This is a genomic window from Paraburkholderia mimosarum LMG 23256 = NBRC 106338 (assembly GCF_000739815.1).
GTDB lineage: Bacteria > Pseudomonadota > Gammaproteobacteria > Burkholderiales > Burkholderiaceae > Paraburkholderia > Paraburkholderia mimosarum.
In genome coordinates this window covers 92,813-113,185 of record NZ_BBJJ01000013.1, presented here as the reverse complement: position 1 = coordinate 113,185, position 20,373 = coordinate 92,813, and the positions used below count along the sequence as shown (strand labels likewise).

Annotated in this window: 16 protein-coding genes; 3 read left to right on the top strand and 13 right to left on the bottom strand. The window is 62.8% G+C overall.

Annotated elements, in window-relative coordinates; translation table 11 throughout:
• Window positions 1–251: 251 nt before the first annotated feature.
• The 6 genes from BMI01S_RS12745 to BMI01S_RS12720 all read right to left on the bottom strand — a co-directional run bounded on the left by BMI01S_RS12745 (window position 252) and on the right by BMI01S_RS12720 (window position 6,333).
• Window positions 252–1,457: a tetratricopeptide repeat protein gene (locus BMI01S_RS12745; protein ID WP_036044857.1), complete on the bottom strand. Its 1,206-nt coding sequence runs from the start codon at window positions 1,455–1,457 to the stop codon at window positions 252–254.
• Window positions 1,458–1,471: 14 nt separating this feature from the next.
• The gene (locus BMI01S_RS12740; RefSeq protein ID WP_028214231.1) at window positions 1,472–1,903 is read right to left on the bottom strand and encodes an ExbD/TolR family protein; all 432 of its coding nucleotides are present in this window, start codon (window positions 1,901–1,903) and stop codon (window positions 1,472–1,474) included.
• A gap of 9 nt (window positions 1,904–1,912) precedes the next feature.
• Window positions 1,913–2,335, bottom strand: coding sequence for an ExbD/TolR family protein (locus BMI01S_RS12735; protein WP_028214230.1), 423 nt, complete (start codon window positions 2,333–2,335; stop codon window positions 1,913–1,915).
• A gap of 10 nt (window positions 2,336–2,345) precedes the next feature.
• Window positions 2,346–3,257, bottom strand: a complete 912-nt coding sequence (locus tag BMI01S_RS12730; protein WP_028230834.1) for a MotA/TolQ/ExbB proton channel family protein — start codon at window positions 3,255–3,257, stop codon at window positions 2,346–2,348.
• Between the two features lie 74 nt (window positions 3,258–3,331).
• Window positions 3,332–4,039, bottom strand: a complete 708-nt coding sequence (locus tag BMI01S_RS12725) for an energy transducer TonB (RefSeq protein ID WP_042289379.1) — start codon at window positions 4,037–4,039, stop codon at window positions 3,332–3,334.
• 749 nt (window positions 4,040–4,788) lie between these two features.
• Window positions 4,789–6,333, bottom strand: coding sequence for a methyl-accepting chemotaxis protein (locus BMI01S_RS12720; RefSeq protein ID WP_036044855.1), 1,545 nt, complete (start codon window positions 6,331–6,333; stop codon window positions 4,789–4,791).
• Window positions 6,334–6,736: 403 nt separating this feature from the next.
• On the opposite strand from BMI01S_RS12720, the gene BMI01S_RS12715 reads away from it, so the two are divergent.
• A complete protein-coding gene (locus BMI01S_RS12715) occupies window positions 6,737–7,483 on the top strand; it encodes a helix-turn-helix transcriptional regulator (protein WP_169745486.1) in 747 nt (248 codons plus the stop codon).
• 249 nt (window positions 7,484–7,732) lie between these two features.
• Window positions 7,733–8,395 (top strand): TetR/AcrR family transcriptional regulator, encoded by a 663-nt coding sequence (locus tag BMI01S_RS12710; protein ID WP_244145329.1) that lies wholly within the window; start codon window positions 7,733–7,735, stop codon window positions 8,393–8,395.
• A 32-nt stretch (window positions 8,396–8,427) separates the two neighbouring features.
• On the opposite strand, the gene BMI01S_RS12705 is transcribed toward BMI01S_RS12710, so the two are convergent.
• From BMI01S_RS12705 to BMI01S_RS12675, 7 genes are all read right to left on the bottom strand, one after another.
• Window positions 8,428–8,682 carry a hypothetical protein gene (locus tag BMI01S_RS12705; RefSeq protein WP_028230831.1) on the bottom strand — a complete coding sequence of 85 codons (255 nt, stop codon included), beginning with the start codon at window positions 8,680–8,682 and terminating at the stop codon, window positions 8,428–8,430.
• Between the two features lie 23 nt (window positions 8,683–8,705).
• On the bottom strand, window positions 8,706–9,485 hold the full coding sequence (gene fabI, locus BMI01S_RS12700) for an enoyl-ACP reductase FabI (protein WP_028230830.1): 780 nt from the start codon (window positions 9,483–9,485) through the stop codon (window positions 8,706–8,708).
• A 4-nt stretch (window positions 9,486–9,489) separates the two neighbouring features.
• Entirely contained in the window at window positions 9,490–10,668 is a 1,179-nt protein-coding gene (locus BMI01S_RS12695; protein ID WP_028230829.1) for an acetate/propionate family kinase, read from the bottom strand.
• A 4-nt stretch (window positions 10,669–10,672) separates the two neighbouring features.
• Window positions 10,673–11,611: a phosphate acetyltransferase gene (locus BMI01S_RS12690; protein ID WP_028230828.1), complete on the bottom strand. Its 939-nt coding sequence runs from the start codon at window positions 11,609–11,611 to the stop codon at window positions 10,673–10,675.
• 32 nt (window positions 11,612–11,643) lie between these two features.
• Window positions 11,644–13,986 carry a DUF3141 domain-containing protein gene (locus tag BMI01S_RS12685; protein WP_028230827.1) on the bottom strand — a complete coding sequence of 781 codons (2,343 nt, stop codon included), beginning with the start codon at window positions 13,984–13,986 and terminating at the stop codon, window positions 11,644–11,646.
• A 442-nt stretch (window positions 13,987–14,428) separates the two neighbouring features.
• Window positions 14,429–17,542, bottom strand: coding sequence for a diguanylate cyclase (locus tag BMI01S_RS12680; RefSeq protein ID WP_156123875.1), 3,114 nt, complete (start codon window positions 17,540–17,542; stop codon window positions 14,429–14,431).
• Window positions 17,543–17,958: 416 nt separating this feature from the next.
• Window positions 17,959–19,110: a porin gene (locus tag BMI01S_RS12675; protein WP_407668998.1), complete on the bottom strand. Its 1,152-nt coding sequence runs from the start codon at window positions 19,108–19,110 to the stop codon at window positions 17,959–17,961.
• A 430-nt stretch (window positions 19,111–19,540) separates the two neighbouring features.
• Here BMI01S_RS12675 and BMI01S_RS12670 point away from each other — a divergent pair, with 430 nt between their 5' ends.
• On the top strand, window positions 19,541–20,347 hold the full coding sequence (locus tag BMI01S_RS12670) for a creatininase family protein (RefSeq protein WP_407668999.1): 807 nt from the start codon (window positions 19,541–19,543) through the stop codon (window positions 20,345–20,347).
• Window positions 20,348–20,373 lie beyond the last annotated feature (26 nt).

Sequence of the window (20,373 nt, the reverse complement as noted above, 5' to 3'; positions counted from 1 at the left end):
TTCGTTATGCGAAGCAAGGTCTCGTGAACCCCCGCATTAGATTTGACGACGCTGTCGCATCGCGCCACTTTTTTACCTGGATTCGCCCTCCCCAGGGCTATTCCATTTACAGCCGACCACTTGCCCCCACAACTTCATGCTGCTTCACTTCCGTTACATCCACCTCTGTCGAGCCAGACCGCGCCACTTTTTAATACGCATACCTAAGCACCTGTCGAACTTTTACGCGTTTTCGAGGTTCACTCACGCGCTCACGGCTTCGACGCCACCACCACCCAGAGCTGCGCCAGATCAGCGCTGCCATCGTTGCCTTGCACCGCCTTGAAAGCCTGCACGGCTCGCGCTTTCTGCCCCGAGGCAAAGTAAGCCTCGCCAAGGCGCAGTCGTGCCAAATCCTGGTGATCGAGGCCACCCTTCGCTATGAGCGATTCCATGGTCGCGAGACCTTGCTTCGCCTGCCCCGCATACACCTGATTGAACGCCGCATCGAACGGTGCGACGGGATTGGCCGGGTCGGGCGCGGCATTGGCGCGCTTCGCGGCCAGTGCCTGCAGGCGACGTTCGCGATCGGCCCCGGCATCGCGGCCGAGCACGCCGGAGGCGAAACCCTGATCGATGATCTGCTTGCCTTCGGCCGTGGAGCCCGCAACGATCGCCAGTTGCGTCATCTCCATGTAGTCGTCGGCGCTCGTGAGCGAACCCGTCGCGCGACGCAGGCGATACGCGTCCAGATCGAGTGCGCCGAGATAGCCGGGCTTGCTGCGAATCGCGTGCAGCAGGTCATCCCAGTACGACTGCTTCGGGTGATAAGCCACGAGCTTTTCGAGCGCGCCGCGATAAGCTTCCTGGTCGTTCGCATGCTGAGCGCAGGTGCCTAGCAGTTGCAGTTGCGCCTCGTCCGGCGCATGGCCGCTGCGTACCTGGGCTTCGACGCTCGCATTGAGCAGGCGCGTCGTGCTGGCGTAGTCGCCCGAGAGATAGTACGACTCGATCAGCAGCGTGGCCATCTGCGAGTCGCTGCCGCCCGCCTTTTGGTAGCGCTGCGCGACCTTGATCGCCTGGGCATAGTTCTTCTGCTGGAAGTAGATGCCCGCGAGCGCCGCCGTGGTGCGCTGTGCGTCCTCGCCCTTGAGCTGCCCGTTCGCGAGCAGCGATTCGTACGCCTGGGCAGCCACGCCGTTCTGGCCCGCCGCCATGGCCGCTGCGCCGCGCATCTCTTCGACCATGTACGTTTCGTACGGCGACTTGTTAGGTACGGCCGCGGCCTGCGCAATCTTGTTGAGCGCGTCCTCGTAGTGGTGCGCGCGGTACAGGTTCTGCGCGTCGTTCAGCGGCTTCGCCACATCGGGACGCAGCGTGTCGGCGGCCCGCGCCGCTGTCGGAACCATGCTTAGCGTCGACAAGCCGCTCACTGCGAGCGCAAGCGCCGCCTGCCTGAATCGATAGGGAATGCTCATGGCTCTCGAATGCCTCACTGCATGTACTGTTCGTTGCCGATCAAGCCGATCTTTGTCGCGCCTTCGCGCTGCGCCGCCGCCATCACTTCCGCCACGTCCTTGTACGGCGCCAGCCGGTTCGGACGCAGGTGAATCTCCGCCTGCTCCGGTTCGGCCGCGACCTGCGCGAACTTGCGCTCCAGCGTCGCCTGATCGGGCACCGGGGTGCCGTTCCAGGTCAGGGTGCCGTCGAAGTCGATGTCGATCTGCACCACCTGCGGCTGCACGGCCGGCGGCGGCGGATTGCCCACCGGCAGGTTCATCTTCACCGCGTGCATCTGGATCGGAATGGTGATGATCAGCATGATCAGCAACACCAGCATCACGTCGATCAGCGGCGTGGTGTTGATGTCCACCATCACTTCGGGTTCGCTGCTGCCGCCGCCCGACGATACGTTCATGCCCATAACCGCCCCTTAACCGCCGCGCGCCGGCGGCTCCGTAATGAATGACACTTTCGCGATTCCCGCCCGCTCGCACGAAGTGATCACGCGCCCGATGGCCTCATAGCGCGTCGCCTGGTCGCCGCGGATATGCACTTCCGGCTGCGGCGTCTGGACGGACGCTGTCTTCAGACGTGCCAGCAGCGTCGGTGCATCGACGTGTTGCTCGTACCAGAAGAAGTCACCATCGCGATTCACCGCGATCTCGATGCTCTTCGGCTGCGTCTGCAGCGGCGTGACCGTCTGCTTCGGCAACTGGAGCTGCACCGTATGCGTCACCACCGGAATCGTGATCAGAAAGATGATCAGCAACACCAGCATCACATCGACGAGCGGCGTCGTGTTGATCGCCGAGATGACCTCGTCGTCGCCCTCGCCTCCCACGCTCATGGCCATGGCGTGCTCCTCAGTCGGCCATGACGGCGGCGCGCGGCGCGCTGCGCGCGACGCGCTTGCCGCCAGCCAGCAGCACCGTATGCAGTTGCGCGCCGAAGCCGCGGACACGCTCCATCACCGCCTTGTTGCGTCGCACGAGGAAGTTGTAGCCGAGCACCGCCGGCACAGCCACGCCCAGACCGATGGCGGTCATGATGAGCGCCTCACCGACGGGGCCCGCGACCTTGTCGATCGAAGCCTGACCTGCAATGCCGATGGCGGTCAGCGCGTGATAGATGCCCCACACCGTACCGAACAGGCCGACGAACGGCGCGGTCGAGCCCACGGTGCCGAGGAAGGCCAGACCGTCCTGCAGGCGGTTGGACACGTTGGTGATCGCGCGCTCGACCGAAACGTCGATCCACGTGTTGCGGTCGACGGCTTCGAGCAGCGCTTCGTCGTGATGCTCGCCGGCCTCGATCGCGGTTTCCGCGATGAAACGGAACGGCGAGGACTCCTCGAGCTGCTTTGCGCCTTCAGCGAGCGACGGCGCGCTCCAGAGCTGCTCGTCGGCGCTCTTCGCACGGCGGTTGGCGCGGAACTGCTCGAAGAACTTGGTGATCATGATGTACCAGCTGCCCATCGACATCACCACGAGCAGCAACAGCACGAAGCGCGCGACGAAGTCGCCGTTCTTCCAGAGCGCGCCGAGACCGTACGGGTTCGTGACCGTCTCCGAGGTGGCAGGTGCCGGGGGCGGCGCCGGCTGGTCCGCGCTCGCAGCCGGTGCCGGCGCGGCGACGGCCGCAGTGGCGGGCGCCGACGCAGCGGCCACGGGGGCGCTAGCCTGCGCGTTGGCAAGCCGCGGGGCGACAAAGGTATCGACCGTGGCTACGGCGATCAACATGCTTGCCGCGAGTGCGGCGTAGGAACGCTTTTTCATGCCTGCTCCAAATCATCCGTTGAACAACTAAAAATCCGGGTATTGACTCGCCACCCGATGACTGCAGTCCGGCGTCAGTTGAGACTGAACGAGAACGGAACCTGAACGCGTACCGGCTGGCCTTGCGAAATACAGTTGAACTTCTTGACCGCGTTGAATGCAGCGGCATCGAGGCTGTCGTCGTTGGCCGACTGCGCCACTCGCTCGTTCGTAACGTGACCTTGCGGATCCACCACGAATTCAATGAGCACGTCGCCGGTCACGCCGTTGTCCTGTGCCTCCTTCGGATAGCGGATCGACGAACGGATCTCATCCGAGTTGGGACACACGACGCCCACTTCGTGGCTCACCGGCTTCTGCGCGGGTGCGGGCGGCGCAGGCGGTGCGGGCGGCGCGGTGACAGGCGCGCTCACCACAGGTGCGGCCGTATGCGCGATCGCTTGCTGCGGCGGCGCCTGCACCGGCACTTCGGGAGGCGGCACGAAAGGCGGCGGCGGCGGCGCGAACTTCGGCGGCGGCAGTTGCACGGTAGGCAGCGGGGGCGGCGGCGGCGGTGCGACGGGCTTAATGATCTTCGTTTCGATCGGATGCTGGATGACCTGCACGACCTTGTTCGCAAGACCATTGACCAACGCGTAGATGAGCACGATGTGCAAAACGATTACTGCGCCAATTCCGCCGTAGCGGCGCACAGGATTCTGCTGCGTACGCCCGAATTCGCGCGGGCGGCCTGCTCCGCCCGACCGCGCGCCTTGAACTGGCGCTTCCACTTGCACTTTCATCACCACCTTCGCTCCCTCGGCGCAGTACGCCCAATCCTGCCGCAGAAAACCCTCGTCACGCCATGACCACAAGTCGCTCGTGACAGAAACCGACTTTATGCGAAATTACATTCGCACTACGAATTACAAAAAGTAGCCCACACGGCAATTCCTGGCCGCTCATGAATCCGCAATGCTTCTTTGCTTATCTATAATCGATAGTTGTACTAACTCAATACATTTCACGTCGCCATCAGCACGGCCGACTATCCGTCATTTGCCTTCCGCCTGGACGCCATCAGGGGTCTCGGACCGCCAGATCTATGTGTCAGTTTTGTTGAAGCGGATCGAAGATAGCAAAAAAAAATGCCGGTGAGAAAACTTTTTTTGATGGAGCAATATCATGTTTAGGTATTCGCTCTCTTATTGAGAATGCCGGCACCAACGTGGTTCAAGCGCTTCCCGGTCGATCATCGTAATGGTGCAAATATCCATTAATTACAAAATCATTATTTAATGATTTCACGTTTACAGCGTTAATTCAGGCGGCTCTGATGGCGGCACATGCGAACGTTTCGTGAGAGTGTGCAGAGCGTCGATGCGTGCCCGTACGCTTGCGGGCACGCATCGAAAGAAGGGAGATTGGCGTGCGCACCAGCAATGCCTGCTGCGGCACGAAGCACCAGCTTTCAGATAAGCGGCCTGATGTCGGCCATGGATCCTCACATCGCCCCGGACGCCGGTCCGCGAGCGACGCGACAGGCGAGCGACTATACGAACGCAGCCATCGCCTCACGCAAGCGCTGAGCGCGGTCCCGCAGGCTCTCCGCGGCGGCGGCCGATTGCCCGACCAGCGCCGCATTGTGCTGCGTCGTCTGGTCGAGCTGCGCTATGGCGAGATTGACCTCGCCGATCGAACTGGACTGCTCGCGGGTAGCGGAGCTGATTTCGTCGATCATCGACGCAACACGCGCAACGTCGGCAGTGATTCCGTCGATCGCAACACCCGCGCGATCGACCAGCCCGCTGCCTGCTTCGATTTTCTCGACGCTTTCGCCGATCAACGCCTTGATCTCCTTCGCGGACTGGGCGCAGCGCTGAGCGAGCGTGCGGACCTCGCCGGCGACCACCGCGAAGCCACGACCGGCCTCACCGGCGCGGGCAGCCTCGACTGCTGCATTCAAGGCGAGGATGTTGGTCTGAAAGGCGATGGTGTCGATCACGCCCACGATCTCGCCGATTCTGCGCCCCGACGACATGATCGTCGCCATGGTGTCGATGACGTGACGCATCGTCTCCCCGCCGCGCGTCGCCGAATGACTCGTCGCGCCGGCGATCGTGCTTGCTTGACTGGCCGTTTGCGCGTTGTTGTCGACTGTGGCCGTCATCTGCTCCATCGCCGCCGCCGTCTGCTGAAGACTCGCGGCGGCCTTCTCGCTGCGTGCGCTCAAATCGAGGCTGCCTTGCACCATTTCGTCGCTCGTCGTCTGCAAGCCCGCTATCTGCTCGCCGATGTCATCGGTGAGAGAACGCAGGTTCAAACCCGCTTGCGCGACGGCGCGGGCCAACATCCCGATCTCGTCGACACGATTGAGTCTCAAGTCCTCGCTGGGCTGCCCCGCTGCGACTCTAAGTGCCTGTCGCAGCACCTTTTCGATTGGGCGCGACACCTGCGCCTCCAGCCACCACGCTGCGAGCGACAGAATGACCAGGGTTGACGCGCCCAGGCCGGCGAGCGCGCCGCCGCGAAGCCCGAGCCCATAGCCGCTCAACGCGAGCATCGACCCCGCAGCGAGCAATGCGATATTCATTCGCGAACGCAACTGCACCGTTTGCAGTGCCGATGCCCAGCCGCACAGCCCGCTTCGCACGATGAGGCCGCGATAGAATTTGCGGCTTCCGGCTTTCCCCTCACGAAAACGCCTGTACCAGTGGTCCGCGACTTCGACATCCTTGCGATCCGGCGGCGTGCGAACAGACAGGTACCCGGCGAGCTTGCCGTGGCGCACGACCGGCGTGGCGTTGGCGCGCACCCAGTAATGGTCGCCGTTCTTGCGCCGGTTCTTGACCAGCGCGCTCCACGACATCCCCGCGCGCAGCGTCGCCCACATGTCCGCAAACGCTTCGGGCGGCATGTCGGGATGCCGCAGGATGTTGTGCGGCTCGCCGATCAATTCGCTTTTTTCGAAGCCGCTGACGGCAATGAAACTTGCATTGGCATAGCGAATGTGGCTCTGAATGTCGGTAACCGACATCAGCGTCATATCCTCCGCGAGTGCGTACTCGCGCTGTGTAACCAGACCGTTGTCACGCATGATCGAGTTCTTCTCTCTCCCTGCTATCGCGGATGTGACGCGAGTGATATCCAACCATTCTCCGGTGTGAGCCCGGCCGCCAGAACGAGTCGCATCTCCGGCGGCTCGCCTGCATTGTGGGTGCCCGAAGGACGAAACAACTTGAACGAAACTGCTGCTTTCACATAGGGGAAACCCTTCTTTCTCGAAAGCGAGGTATTGCTTTTTTATTTCTGCGATGGCCTGATAGAATTCCGCGCCCGCGCGGTGCAAAATGCATGAACGACTCGGCCACGCGGGTTCGGCAAGCTCGAAAAACTCTTTCGAAATACTAACGACGCACTCCATGCCGCGTGTCCGGCTTCGGGCGTCGGCGGATTGAGCGAATCGGTTTATGGACAATACAGTTGCGTCTCTTTCGATCTTGTCGGATCGCATCATTTACGCTTCACCCGACTTCGCGGCAAAGGCGACGTCGCGCCCTGTCATGGTTCTGGCAGTGTGTACCCGGGACGCGCTGCGGCTTGCGACGGCGCAGGAGTGCCATACGGGACGGATCCTCCTCGTTGCACCTAACGTCAGTCGCTCGATCGATGCATGCAATGCAGGGCTTTACACTATTCAGCTGGAATTGACGAACGCTTTTTCCCACCACCTGCTCAAGCACGTATTGAAGGGAAGGCAAGTCGTCGATTTATCGGGGCTGGCCGACGATCTCGTGATCGGAACCGCCGAAGCGGCGCTGGGTCAGCCACAAGACTGCGAACGCATGCGCGCCGGCTCGGAGCAGATTCTGAGCGCGCTGTTTCCTCTGGCCGCAAGAACGCACGCGATCGATGCGCGCGTCGACGCGGTCGCCTCCTGGCTTTCGACGCACGTTCCGGTGCGCACGAATCCGCCGCAACTGGCCCGCGACTGCGGATTGTCGGAGAGCCGCCTGGCGCATCTGTTCGCGTCTGCGACAGGGAGTTCGATTCGCGAATATCTGCTCTGGGTGAAAATGCGCAAAGCGGCAGAGCGCTTCTGCGCAGGGTCGACACTCACCGAAATAGCCCATGACACCGGCTTCTCCGATCTCGCGCACTTGAGCCGGACATTCAAGCGTTACTTCGGCCTCACGCCTTCGTTTCTCGCTAACCCCGCGCATGTGCGGTTGCAGATCGGCAACTGACCTGCTCGCGACGGAAGTTTCACCGCGATGCGCTGACAGGCATGCGGCGTCAAGCCGTTTCTCTCACGCGGGTAGGCCATGGCAGAATTCGCGTGCGAAACTCGAGTCGTTCGCGCGGCATACGTCTTCATACGAGAGCACGCGTAAAATCGATAGCCAAAACGCCACTTCTCGTCAGGATTGCGTATGCCAGGATCGCACGATGATCATCGCCCCCGGGTAGCGGCCGAGCGTCGCCGGCGCATGCGCATGCGGTTGCTCGAAAGCGCCATGATCGTGTTTGCACAGAAAGGCGTGGGTGCAAGCGTCATCGCCGACGTCGTCGCAGCAGCCGAGGTATCCAAGGGGTCGTTCTACAACTACTTCCGCACCAACGAGGCGCTCTTTCAAGCCCTTGCTGCCGAGTTGAGCCGGGACATCGTGAAGATGATAGAAGCGGCGATATCCAACATCGAGGACGATCCCAGTCTCAAGGTCGCCACCGCATTCCGATGCTATCTGCACCTGATACGGTCTCACGCGCTGGTTGCGCAGTTCGTCGCCGGTGCGGGCTTGCAGTTGGTGAACCGCGACAGCGGGTTGTACGACTACCTCCCTCGCCACCTCAGGGCGGGGCAAAAACGAGGTCAGTTCAATGGCGGCGCGGTGGGGACGATGATCGATGTCGTTACCGGCGCCGGCTTGATGGCGGTTCATCGCATGGTCGCGGGCGGGACGTCTCGTCGTTACCCGGAGCAAGTGGTCGGACTAGTCATGTGTGCGCTCGGCGTGACGCCGCAGGACGCCGCCAGATTGATGGCTTTCCCCCTGCCCCAATTGAGCGTTCCGCCAGATTCGCTGCTGGCCCGCGCAAAAGGCAGTGCCTTGGTGCGCGACCCTTTACAACGGGGTCCGGACCGCGCCGCCGAGTGATCGTTGTTCCGCGTCGCGCCGGGCCATGCCGCTCATTCTGTACGGGCCGTCATGATGACGGCTTCGACGGTGCGTTCGTTCCAGAAAACTCGATGGATCCTCGCCTGCAGGATTCGCAGTGCTTCGGGCTGAAGGTCATTGAACGCGAGCAGCACAGCCGGCCGGGCTCCCGTCCCTGCAATTCGCTCGATTGCCGCAAATGGCGGAAAGCCATAGTGGCTCAAAAAGCCCGCGATATCTTCGTCGGATACCGCATCCTCGATGGGTTGCAGCAAAAGCTGAGTCACGATGTCACTTCTCCCGTATAACGTCAGGCCATGATGTTCACGCCGCCGTCGACATACAGCGTCTCGCCCGACACCCTGCGTGCATACGGCGTGGCGAGGAACGCGCAGGTATAGCCGACGTCCATGATGTCGACGAGTTCGCCAAGCGGTGCGCGGTGAGCCGCCTCGTTGAGCAGCAGCCCGAAGTCCTTGAGCCCGGAAGCGGCGCGCGTCATCAGCGGACCCGGCGATATGGCGTGTACGCGAATACCTTGCGGGCCCAGTTCGTAGGCGAGGTAGCGCGCGCATGCCTCGAGCGCCGCCTTGACCGGCCCCATGACGCTGTAGTTCGGCACCACCTTGCTCGCGCCGTGATAACTCATGGTGAGCAGCGTGCCGCCCTTGTCCATGAGCGGCGCGGCCAGCGCCGCCATACGCACGAACGAGTGGCACGAAATATCCATGGCCCGCGAAAATCCCTCGCTGGAGCAGCGCAGCAGGCCGCCCTGAAGATCGTCTTTCGGCGCCCACGCAATCGAGTGCAGGACGATGTCAAGACGTCCCCACTGCTGCCCTATGCGCGAGAACACGCTCTCCAACTGGTTCGCATCGGCGACGTCCAGCGGCAGCAAGAGTTCGGCCTGCAATTCCTGCGCGAGCGGCTCGACCCACGGCCGGCTCTTCTCCGTGGCGTACGTGATAGCGAGGTCCGCGCCGAGTTCGCGGAACGCCTTCGCGCAGCCATACGCGATCGAATGCTCGTTGGCAATGCCGGTGATCAGCGCCTTCATGCCCTTGAGCAGTCCGCTCTGTTCGGTTGACATCGGCTTACTCCAGGACAGCGCGCGTATGCCGCGCGATCATCAGTTCTTCATTGGTCGGAATGACCCACACCGGCACGCGGCTCGATGCGGCGCTCACGAGCGGACCACCATCGAGATTCGCGGTCGCATTCAGCTCGGTGCCAAGCCACTGCGCGCGCCGCACCACGCCCTCGCGGATGGCCGCTGCGTGCTCACCGATGCCACCGGTAAAGACCACCGCGTCCAGCCCTTCCATTGCCGCAGCAAGGGAGCCGAGTTCGCGGCAGATTCGGTACACGTAGAGGTCGATCGCGAAGCGGGCCCGAGGATCGGCGCTTTGCAGCAGCGTGCGCATGTCCCCGGAAATGCCCGATACGCCGAGCAGTCCGGAATGGTGATAAAGAAGGTCTTCGACGGCGCGCGCATCCATGCCGCGCTCTTCCATCAGGTACAGCAGGACACCGGGATCGAGATTGCCGCAGCGCGTGCCCATGGGCAGTCCGTCGACGGCCGTGAAGCCCATCGTGCTGGCCACGCTCTTGCCCGCCACGAGCGCGCACATGCTCGCGCCGTTGCCGAGGTGCGCCACCACGGTGCGCCCGGCCGCTGCCGCCGGCGCAACGTCGGGCAGCACGCTCGCGATGTATTCGTACGACAGCCCGTGGAAGCCATAGCGGCGCACGCCCAGGTCCGTAATGGCGGCCGGCAGTGCAAATGCCTGCGCCACGTCGGGCTGGGTACGATGAAACGCCGTGTCGAAGCAGACGACCTGCGGCACTTCCGGATGCATCTGTTCGATCAGGCGTACCGGCTTGAGATTGTGCGGCTGATGCAACGGCGCTAGCGGTGCCAGCTTTTCCAGTTCGTCGATGACACCGGGCGTCACGAGGACGGGACCGTCGAAACGCTGCCCGCCGTGGACCACACGGTGACCGACGGCCGCGAGCGTGTGCCCTTCGCGGTGCTCGCTCAGGAATACGGCGATCTGCTCCAGCCCGTGGCGATGGTCCAGTTCCTCGCTCGCGGTCCACTCTTTCTTGTAGCGCACGCCGTGGTGGTCCAGTGCCTCGAACCGGGCATGGTCGGTATACAACCCATCCACCTGACCGTGTACGACGAGATCAAGCGCCGCCCCACGCTCTTCGAACGTGGAGAACTTGATACTCGATGAACCGGCATTCACGACGAGAATCACGTCTGCCATGGCATCAACCCTCGATATGTCCGGCCGCCAGCCGCGCACGCGCGACGAGCATCGCCACCGCGCACGAGGCGAGGCGGGTCATGACCGAATCGGCCCGGCTCGTGAGGATCACGGGCACGCGTGCGCCCAGCACGATGCCCGCCGCGTCGGCGCCCGCGAGGAACGACAGGCTTTTGGCCAGCATGTTGCCCGCCTCGAGGTCGGGGACCATGAGCACGTTGGCGCGGCCCGCCACCGGCGAATCGAGGTGCTTGATGCGTGCGGCCTCGGGATCGATGGCGTTATCGAGCGCGAGCGGACCATCGACGAGCGCGCCCGTCACCTGCCTGCGATCCACCATCTTGCACAGCGCAGCGGCTTCGAGCGTCGAGGGCACTTTCGGGTTCACGGTCTCCATGGCCGAAAGGATGGCCACCCGCACCTCCGGAAACCCGAGCGCATGACCCAGATCGATCGCGTTCTGTAGGATGTCGATCTTCTCTTCGAGCGTCGGCGCGATGTTGACGGCCGCGTCGGTGATGATGAGCGGATCGGCGTGGGACGGCACGTCCATCACGAAGCAGTGACTGATACGGCGGGCGGTACGCAGCCCGGCGTCGCGGCGCACGACCGCTGCCATCAGTTCGTCCGTATGGAGGCTGCCCTTCATGAGCGCCTGCGCCTTGCCTTCGCGCACGAGCTGAACGGCCTGGGCCGCAGATGCTTCACTGAACGGCGCATCGACGATCGGATAGTCGGCGATGGAGAGGCCGCATTCCGATGCGACCGACAGGATGCGCTCGCGCGGACCGACGAGCGTGGGCGCGATGAGCCCCTGCCGCGCAGCGTCTATCGCGCTCTCTAGCGAACTGGCATCGCAGGGGTGGGCCACCGCGACGGGCAGCGGTGGCAGCGCCTGGCATTCAGCGATGAGACGGCGGTATTTGATGTGGGTGGATTCCATGGAAGCTCTGCTCGCGAACGGTTGGTAGGCGCTCAGGCCGCCGAGGCCTTGACGCGCGGCGTGCGCGGCTTGCGGGAGGGCGTTGCCACCGCCGCAGGCGCGCCGAGCACCGCACGGATCGCCTGCATCGCCTGTTGCTGCTGCTCCGTCGGCTCGATGGCAAGCACGCGCCGGTCGGCCAGCAGCTTGTCGAGCAAGGTCAGCAACCGGTCGCGGTCTTCGGGAATCGCGAGCAGGTCGGGCAGCGTTTCCATTGCGCGCTGCGGCTCGAACGTCGCAATGAGCTCCTGCTCGCCGCGAATGCGGCGCCACTCCGCGGGCGGCAGCACGGGCAGGTAATCGGCATATTCCTCCGCCAGTTCGCGAACCGTCTCGATGCGCGAGAGCGGCAGCGGCTGCCCCTTGGGCGCAAGCAGAAACGCGGTGCGTGCGACTGCCTCGTCGTAGCCGCCCTGGCTGATCGTGGCCAGCGCTTCCCGAACGAACGGCAGGCTGCGCGGGTCGGCGCTCGTCGCGGCAGCTTCGCCGTGCTCCTGCGGATGACCGAAGTGGTGCAGCCCGAGAAGATTCGCGTACACCGAGAAAAACAGCGCCTCGACGCCCGCATCGCGTACCGCTCGGTAGTGATCGAGCGAAGCACTGAGCAGCTCGGAGCCGCGCCGCTCGACCTCGCGCCACGGTTCGATGTCGTCCGCTTGCGCACGGCTCGCCCTGACCGCGTCGGCGAAAGGAGCCAGCGCGGCGAGCCACGGATTCAGGTCCGAGAATGCCCAGCGCTCGAAACGCAGCGGATGGAAATCGCGCAGGAGCCGTGCGGTCGCCTCGTTCGAGGCCCACTGAACAAACGGTTGGGCGAACAGTTCATAGGCCCGCTGATTGAACTCCGACACCGCGGCCACGGCTTCGAACGGCTTTTCGTCCTGGCGTTGAAAAGACGGATTGAAATGCTCGACGGCTTCCTCGAGCCGATACTCCTTGAGCGAGACGTCGTATTCGATCTTGCCGTCCGGGCCCTTCACGTCCTTGATCGACATGCCGTAGAGGCCCGGCGCGAGCGTCTCGATCGTCTCCAGCACGTTGAATATCTGCGTGTATTCCTTCTTCGCCACCTTGCCCGAAACGAAGACGCCGAGATGGCCGACATCGCCGTGCGTCAACGCGACGATCACCTGACCGCGCGCCTTGATCTCTTCCGTGCTGCCGTAGAGATCGGCGACCCAGTTGAACGCCTGCTGTACCGGCGTGATGTTGTCGCCCATCGAAGCAAACAGGATGATGGGGACGCGGATGTCGCGCAGGTCGAACGACTTGCCGGACGGACCCCGCACCTGCCCCGACCACAACCGGTTGCCGACGAAGAGGTTATGGGTGATCCACTCGATCTCTTCCCGGTTCATCAGGTAGTAGCTGCCCCACCACCGCTCGAACTCGATAAAACGCGCCGGCTCCGTTTCGATATTGGCGAACACGTGATAGTACTTGTCCCACCACGTGTTCGCGGGGTTCAGATACTCGAAGTTGCTGACGAGGTTCGCGCCATCGAACTTGCCGTTGCCGAGATCCGCAGCTAAAGAGGAAAGCCAGGTGCCGCCCAGCATCCCCCCCGCGTAACGCATCGGATTGGGCGCCTCGCCCTCGTTCCATGCCCCGCTCCAGTAAGACATCGGAGCGCCGTTGACGACGACGGGGCCGGTATCTTCGGGGGAGGAACTGGCGAGCATCATCGCGGCCCAGCCGCCCTGGCAGTTGCCGACCACCGCGGGCTTCGGGCTGTCCGGATGCAGTTCGCGCACCTTGCGCACGAACTGCTGCTCGGCTGCGCACACGTCGAGCAGCGTCTGCCCGGGTTCGGGCTCGCGGAAGAACGCGACGAAATAGACGGGGTGTCCTCCGCGCAGCGCAACGCCGACCTGCGAATCGTCCTTGAAGCCGCCGATGCCCGGACCGTGCCCGGCCCGCGGATCGATGATCAGATAAGGGCGCTTCTTCACGTCGATCTCGACACCTTCCGGTGCCTTGATCGCCAACAGCACGTAATTGACCGGACGCTCGAACTGCCTCGCGTCGAGCACCACGTCGTAGTCGAAGTGCAATGCCGGCTTGAATCCCTGGCCGCTGCGCTCGATGAACTCGTTGCCGCGTTGGCGCAAGGTGTCCCAGAACAAGACCGAGCGCTGCGCGACATCGACTGCGTAGCGCCACGCAGTCGAGGCATCGAACTGCTCAGGGTGCAGAACGGGTCCACTGTCACCGCTTATCGCTTCGCGCGCTCTCGCCCCGAAACGTTCCTGCCCCTCGCTCAGGCGCTTTCGAAGCAGTTCGAAAATCTTCAACGCAATCTCGTTGTTTCGGGTCAGCTGTGTCACCGGATCCATCTGCGGATCTCCTTAAAGGAAGCGATGTAACCTGGGGCCGTGCGCTCGCCATTGCGTGAAGCGCAGGAAGGAACGCCTGATGCCGCGGCACCATGCAAGTGCCGCATGTCATTCCGACCATTTAGTCATTATGACCATGGAGGAATTATATGGCGATGACGATGAAAAAAAGATTAACGACCGCACCCGCGTCGCTTCGACGCAGTATGGGAAATGCGAGCCCGTTCTAATGAGCAGGAAAATGGGGCACGCACGCAGGAGATATCAGCGCGGCGTCCGTCTCGCAGCGCTCGCTCCGGCTGGTGATATTTCGGTATGCAAATTATAGAAAGGTGCGCGCAAGCTGGATTCGGTATCGGATCTGCGATGTCGTGCAGTCGACAGGGTGCGGACTTCGCTGCCTGTGGAGGTCAGGCGTGGCGAGCACGCGGGCCGCCATCAATCACTCGCCGCTCAACGCGGCGATCAGCCTCTCTCGTGCGGCCCGATATTCCGGTCCGCTTATACCGTGGCGCATTGCCGCGTCCAGAAGCGATGTCTGCAACGCTGCACTGATTGAACTGAATGGCAAAACCGGCCGGCGAGTCGTCGCAAATTCATAGACACGCGATTGAGCGGGCCCAAACAGCAAATGCAAATGGGAATCCCAGATCAGCAGCTTCGCCAGCCTCGCGAAACGCCCTGAGGGATCTGCCGGGCCGGCCGGCCGGTAGGCATCGGCATGGATTCGCATCCAGTCCGTGAACTGTGCCGCCGGCATCGGGCGTGCAATCGCATAGCCCTGAACGGCGTCGGCCCCCAGCAGTGCAACGGCATCGATCAGGTCCGCCGATTCGACGCCTTCCACCACCACGCTCTTGCCGAGCGCATGACACAGGTTGGTCAACTGATAGATCGAACTCAGCACGTCGACGGGCGTTCGCTCGATGCCCAGCAACAGACTGCGGTCAAGCTTGATCACATCGAACGGCAACTTGCACAGACGGTCCAGCCCGCTGTGGCCCGACCCCAGATCGTCTTCGGCAAGTCTGACGCCCAGCGCGCGGAACTTCTCCAGGCCCCGCTGGCCTCCATCGTCCGGAACGGCATCCGATGTCTCCAGCACCTCCAGCATCAGGCGCTGCGGGTGGCAACCCTGTTGGCGCAGCGCCTCGCGGGTAATTTCGTAATAGCGCGAATCGCTGAGCGCATCGGCCGGCAGGTTGACGGACACCTGAACGTCGATCCCTTCGCGCAACCAGCGATTCTGCTGGTCCAGGACCTGATGCAGCCCCTGAGCGTAGACCACAACGAAATCTTCACGCGAAAGGCTCGGAAAAAAACTGCCCGGGGCAAGGAGTTCGCCCCCGTCGCGCAAGCGGACCAGCGCTTCGGCCCGAGCGACGCTGCCCGAAACCAGATCCCTGATCGGCTGATAGTGCATTTCGAGCGCAGACGTCCCGATCAGGCTCGCCCAGCGCTGGCGTGTCGACCAGGGAAGCGCCTGTTCGACGCGCGGCCGCCAGCCTTCCAGGCGCACGACGGCAAATGTCAGCAGTGCCTGAAGCTGCCTCACGAAGGCGGTCTGCTCGGGCGATGAATAGCCGCCGGGCAATTCGCTGTACAAGGTCAGAATCGTGCCCGGCGTTTGATTCGGCGGACACAGCGGAATCGCCACGCTCGAACGGATCGAGTAGCGCTTCGCGGCAGCACGCCAAGGCTCCACGCGCTGATCCGTTTCGAAGTTGATGCAGCGTTCGACCCGCCCGGTCGTCCACGCCCGCCCCGTCGGTCCCTGGCCGAGCGCGATGCCGCCGTTCGTGATCTGGCTGGAAGCCGAAGCCTCCAGATCCGCGAGATAGGCCTGCAGCGGCACGCCGCAAACGGCTTCGAAGCGGAAGTGGCCGCCGATGTCCGGACGTCCAAACGAACAGCCGACGCAGCCATCCAGCGCACCGATGATGGACGCGGCCTTGCCGATCAGTTCGGCGTGGCTCCTCGCGCTCCACGCCAGCTCGGTAATACGGCGCAGCACGTCCTGCGAGGTTTCCCACACCATGCGCGACGCTTCGATCTGCCAGGTCAGATCGCGGCTCAACCGTCTGGAGAGCGTCGCCAGCGACGCTTGATGCGCGGCCGCGTCGACACGCCGCATGAGCAGCGAAAGCAGCACCTCATGACTGTGCGACAGATCCCGTCGGCTCAGCCCGAAGACGGCGTGGATGCGCCCCAGCTTCAGGCAGGCGGCGCGATGCCGGGCGAGACGCAGATTCGGCGAAACCAGCATCACCAGGTTCCCGATGTGCTGCTGCTTCAGGCGAGACCGCTCCTGCCCGGACAGACTTCGCATCGTCTCCCCTGCGTCGGCGAGCGTACAGAGATGCTCGTGGAATGCCTCGACGAGCGTGCCAATGCCGGGTTTCAGCGCAACGGTGAGCGCCGTCATGAGCGGCGCCAGGTCGTCGCCATAGAGATGGGAGACGTCCTCGGGTTCGCCGGCGCCAGCGACTTCCGGATTCACGGTTCGCGGTGTCGAGGCCGGTGACCCCTGTGGACCATCGGTCTGCCGCGGGCCTACCACCCGGTTTCGTCCCGTGCGCTTGGCCTCATAGAGGCACCGATCCGCCCGCTCGATCAGCTTCTCGAAAGAATCGTCGGGATGGCCGTCGAAGACCGCTATGCCGACACTGATGGTCAAGCCATCCCACGGGTGCGCAAGATCGTCGGATTGCCCGCTTTCGACGGCCTGCCGGATCGATTCCGCGACCTCGATGGCCTCCACGTGACCGGCCCCCTGGAGCACCACGCAGAATTCCTCGCCGCCATAGCGACCGGCAATATCTCCGGGCCTCGCCACACCCTCGGCTATGTGGCTCGCGATCAGGCGCAACGCCCGGTCGCCGACCGGATGTCCGTGGGTGTCGTTGTACTGTTTGAAGTGGTCGACGTCGAGCATCAGAACGGCGACGCTCGAACCCGCCATCCTGGCCTCGGCGACGATGCGCGACGCCTCGCGTTCGAGCATGCCACGGTTCGGCAGCGTGGTCAGCGTGTCGAAATTAGCGAGACGTTGCAGGCTGTCGTGGGTTTCCTCGTATTCGAACGCCAGCGTACACAGGCGCAGACACACTTCAGCGAGCTTCGCATGGAAGCCGTTCGGCTCGCAGGGCTCGCGGAAATAGAATGCGAGGCTACCGAGTACGCGTCCGTTTCGATGTTTGATCGGGTGGGACCAGCATGCCCGCAAACCCAGTGGTTTCACCAGGTGCTTCAGGGTGCGCCACTTCGGGTCCTCTTCAATGTCGCGTGTCAGGACTGCGTCGCCATAGAACATGGCCGACCCGCAGCTTCCGACGTCGGGTCCGATCGGCACGCCGTTTACGGCTTCGTCGTAGCTGAGCGGCAAGCCCGGCGCCGCCAGCGGACGGCACCGCGTGCCGTCCAGCCTCAGTGCGGAGACGACAAGCTCAGGCGCGATGCGCTGCACTTCGCTGCACAGCGCGTACATCGTGTCGGCGAGCGGTAGGTTGCCCGTCATGGCAGTCAGCATGACGTCCTGCAACGCCAGCAGCGTCAACTCCACTTCGCCGGTCTCCCTGGATCTTTGCCGCTCATCATGCCGCGCAAACTGTCTGGATCAACGGGATCGTCAATCGCTTTGCCGATCTTTTTCGGATCGCTGGTCCCGGTTCGGTTCGTGAGGAACCGCCTTCTATCCGGCCGATAATGCCAGTGACGGCGCCTCGCCGACCCGCGAACCAGAGGGTCGACATTCCGTATTTAACGGCCGCTGCCTAGGTTTCTTTAGCAGGTTGCGGTTATGCCTTCCCGCGGAAGTGGCGCACTTTTCGAGCAAACAAAAAAAGCGCGCCGGTGGATAAACCGGCGCGCTCGATAAGGCCACCCTGCAAGCACACGGGAGGTTTGGAAAATCACGTCGACGCCAGTGGACGTCTGTCTTGATTCGTATTTTCCGCCCCTCCGGAAACGACCTTAGAACCGATGGCGCATGCCGACCGTTACAGCGACCTGGCTCTGCGTTGTCGATGCGGGCAGCAGCCCAGCGATGCTGGCCGTGTTTGCAATGGCGACAGTACCGTTATTGAAGACATCGCCCGAAGCGTGCTGATAGGCCCCTGCCAGGTAGACGTCCGACCGCTTGCTAAGCGAGTAGTCCGCGGCGAGGACCGCCGAGTGCCACTTCGGATCGCTCGAAGACGTTCCCGCGCCCGTCGTCTTGCCGTAGGTGTAGGTATAGGTGCCGATGACAGCCAGCGCCGGCGTGAGGCCATACGTGCCATTGACTTCGATGTTGTCGAAGCGCGCGTTCAGGCCGTTAATGCCGCCCTCCGTGGCGCCCTGAATGCGGGTATGCGTCCAGAGCACGCCTGCGGTGCCCGGACCGAACGCGTAGTTCGCGCCGACGCCGAACGTACGCTTGACGTTGCCGCCCAACGGCACCGTGGCCGCGGCGCTTGCATTGGCAGCGGCGTTGGTGTCGGTATTCGTCTGGTCATAGGCCGCGGCGACCGTCAGCGGTCCCGCCGCGTAGCCGGCGCCAACGCTCCAGGCACGGCCATTGGCGAACTGCCCCGGCGCGTTGCTGAAGCCGTACAGGCCGCCGAAGTGGAAGCCGGCATAGTTCGCGCTTTCATACTTGACCGTATTGTTGATCGAGTATTGCGCGCCGATATTGTCGTTGTTCAGCGGGTGAGCTGCGAGATTGACCACCCCTGCCTGACCAGCCAGCGAAAGCGGCGAGAGGTAATCAACTACGGAATCATATTGCTTGCCGAGGGTAACCGTACCGTATTTGTCGCTCTGGACGCCGACATAAGCCTGACGGTTGAACATCGAGCCGGTGCTGTTGAATTTGCCGTTCGACATATCGAAACCGGATTCCAGCTTGAAGATCGCCTTCAGGCCGCCGCCGAGGTCTTCAGCGCCCTTCAAACCGAAATAGGTGTTCGAGATCAGGCTGCTCGACTGAAGCCAGGCGCTGTGGCCGCCAGCGTTATTGACATACGCGATACCGGCATCCAGCGACCCATAGAGGGTAACGCTGCTCTGGGCATGTGCCGCGGCGCTGAATGCGCCAAGTGCAGCAGCCGCAATCAAGGCCTTGTTGAGATTTACTTTCATCATGCACGTTCCTTTTCTGGGGCATCCACTCATTTACAGAGCGCAAAAAGCAAGCTAAAGCGCGCTAGCTCTGACGGCACGAAATATATCCCCACTTCGCTGCACCCATAGTTGTAATCACACAACTCATCGCCTCAAATCCGTTTTGTATTGAGCAAACGCAATTATCTTTTTGGGATGCCGAGGCAATTGGTCGCGAAACATCGATTCGTCATTGACGATTCGGACTTTGAACAGGGCGTTGCCGATTGCTGCTGGGCGTATCATCGAAAGAAGAACTGGGCTTATAGTGAATCAAAATGCCGCAGGTTGGCACGAGATTCCCGGTCAACCCTGAACGGCGCATGACCGTTGCTTTCGGCAACGCGAACGCGCCTCTGCTCCGTTCGCGTGGGCGTAACAATATATCCGTTGAGGATTTGCGATGAAACTTATGGTGCGACAAGCTGCCGCAGCAGCTGTGTTTTTTGCTCTTGGTCACGCTGCTTTCGCGCAAGCACCGGCAACGGTGGAGTTGGAGAATCTGACATGGACGGAACTGCGCGACCAGATTCACGCGGGCAAGACCACGATCATCATCCCGATCGGCGGCACCGAGCAGAGTGGACCCTATGTCGCGCTCGGGAAGCACAACGTCCGCGTTAAGGTGCTCTCCGAGCGCGTTGCGCAAGGGCTCGGCAACGCGATCGTCGCGCCCGTCATCGCCTATGTGCCCGAGGGCAGCTACGCGCCGCCCACCTCGCATATGCGATTCCCCGGCACGATCACCGTGACCGACGATGTGTTCGAGAAGACGCTGATGTCGGCGGCCAACAGCTTCAAGATTCATGGCTTCAAGAACATCGTTTTTCTCGGCGATCACGGCGGCTACGAGAAGGACATCCGTCATGTCGTCGCCCAGTTGAATTCGGCATGGGCAGGCTCGGGCGTGCGCGCATTCGTGCCGTCGGAGTACTACGGCACGAGCTCGGATGGCTACGCGCAAATCCTTCGACAGCACGGCGTGCCGGACAACGAAATCGGCACGCACGCCGGCCTTGCGGATACGTCGCTTCTTCTTGCCGTCGCACCTCAGATGGTGAGGAGCGAAAGCTTGCGCAACGCGCCACAGCCGGGCGCCGCGGACGGTGTGTATGGCGGCGATCCGCGGCATTCGAGCGTCGAGCTGGGCAAGCTCGGCACCGATGCAATCGTCTCGCGCACCATCGAGAGCATCAGGAAGGAAACCGGCGCCCATTAGCACCATTAGCCGCCCATTGAGCGAAT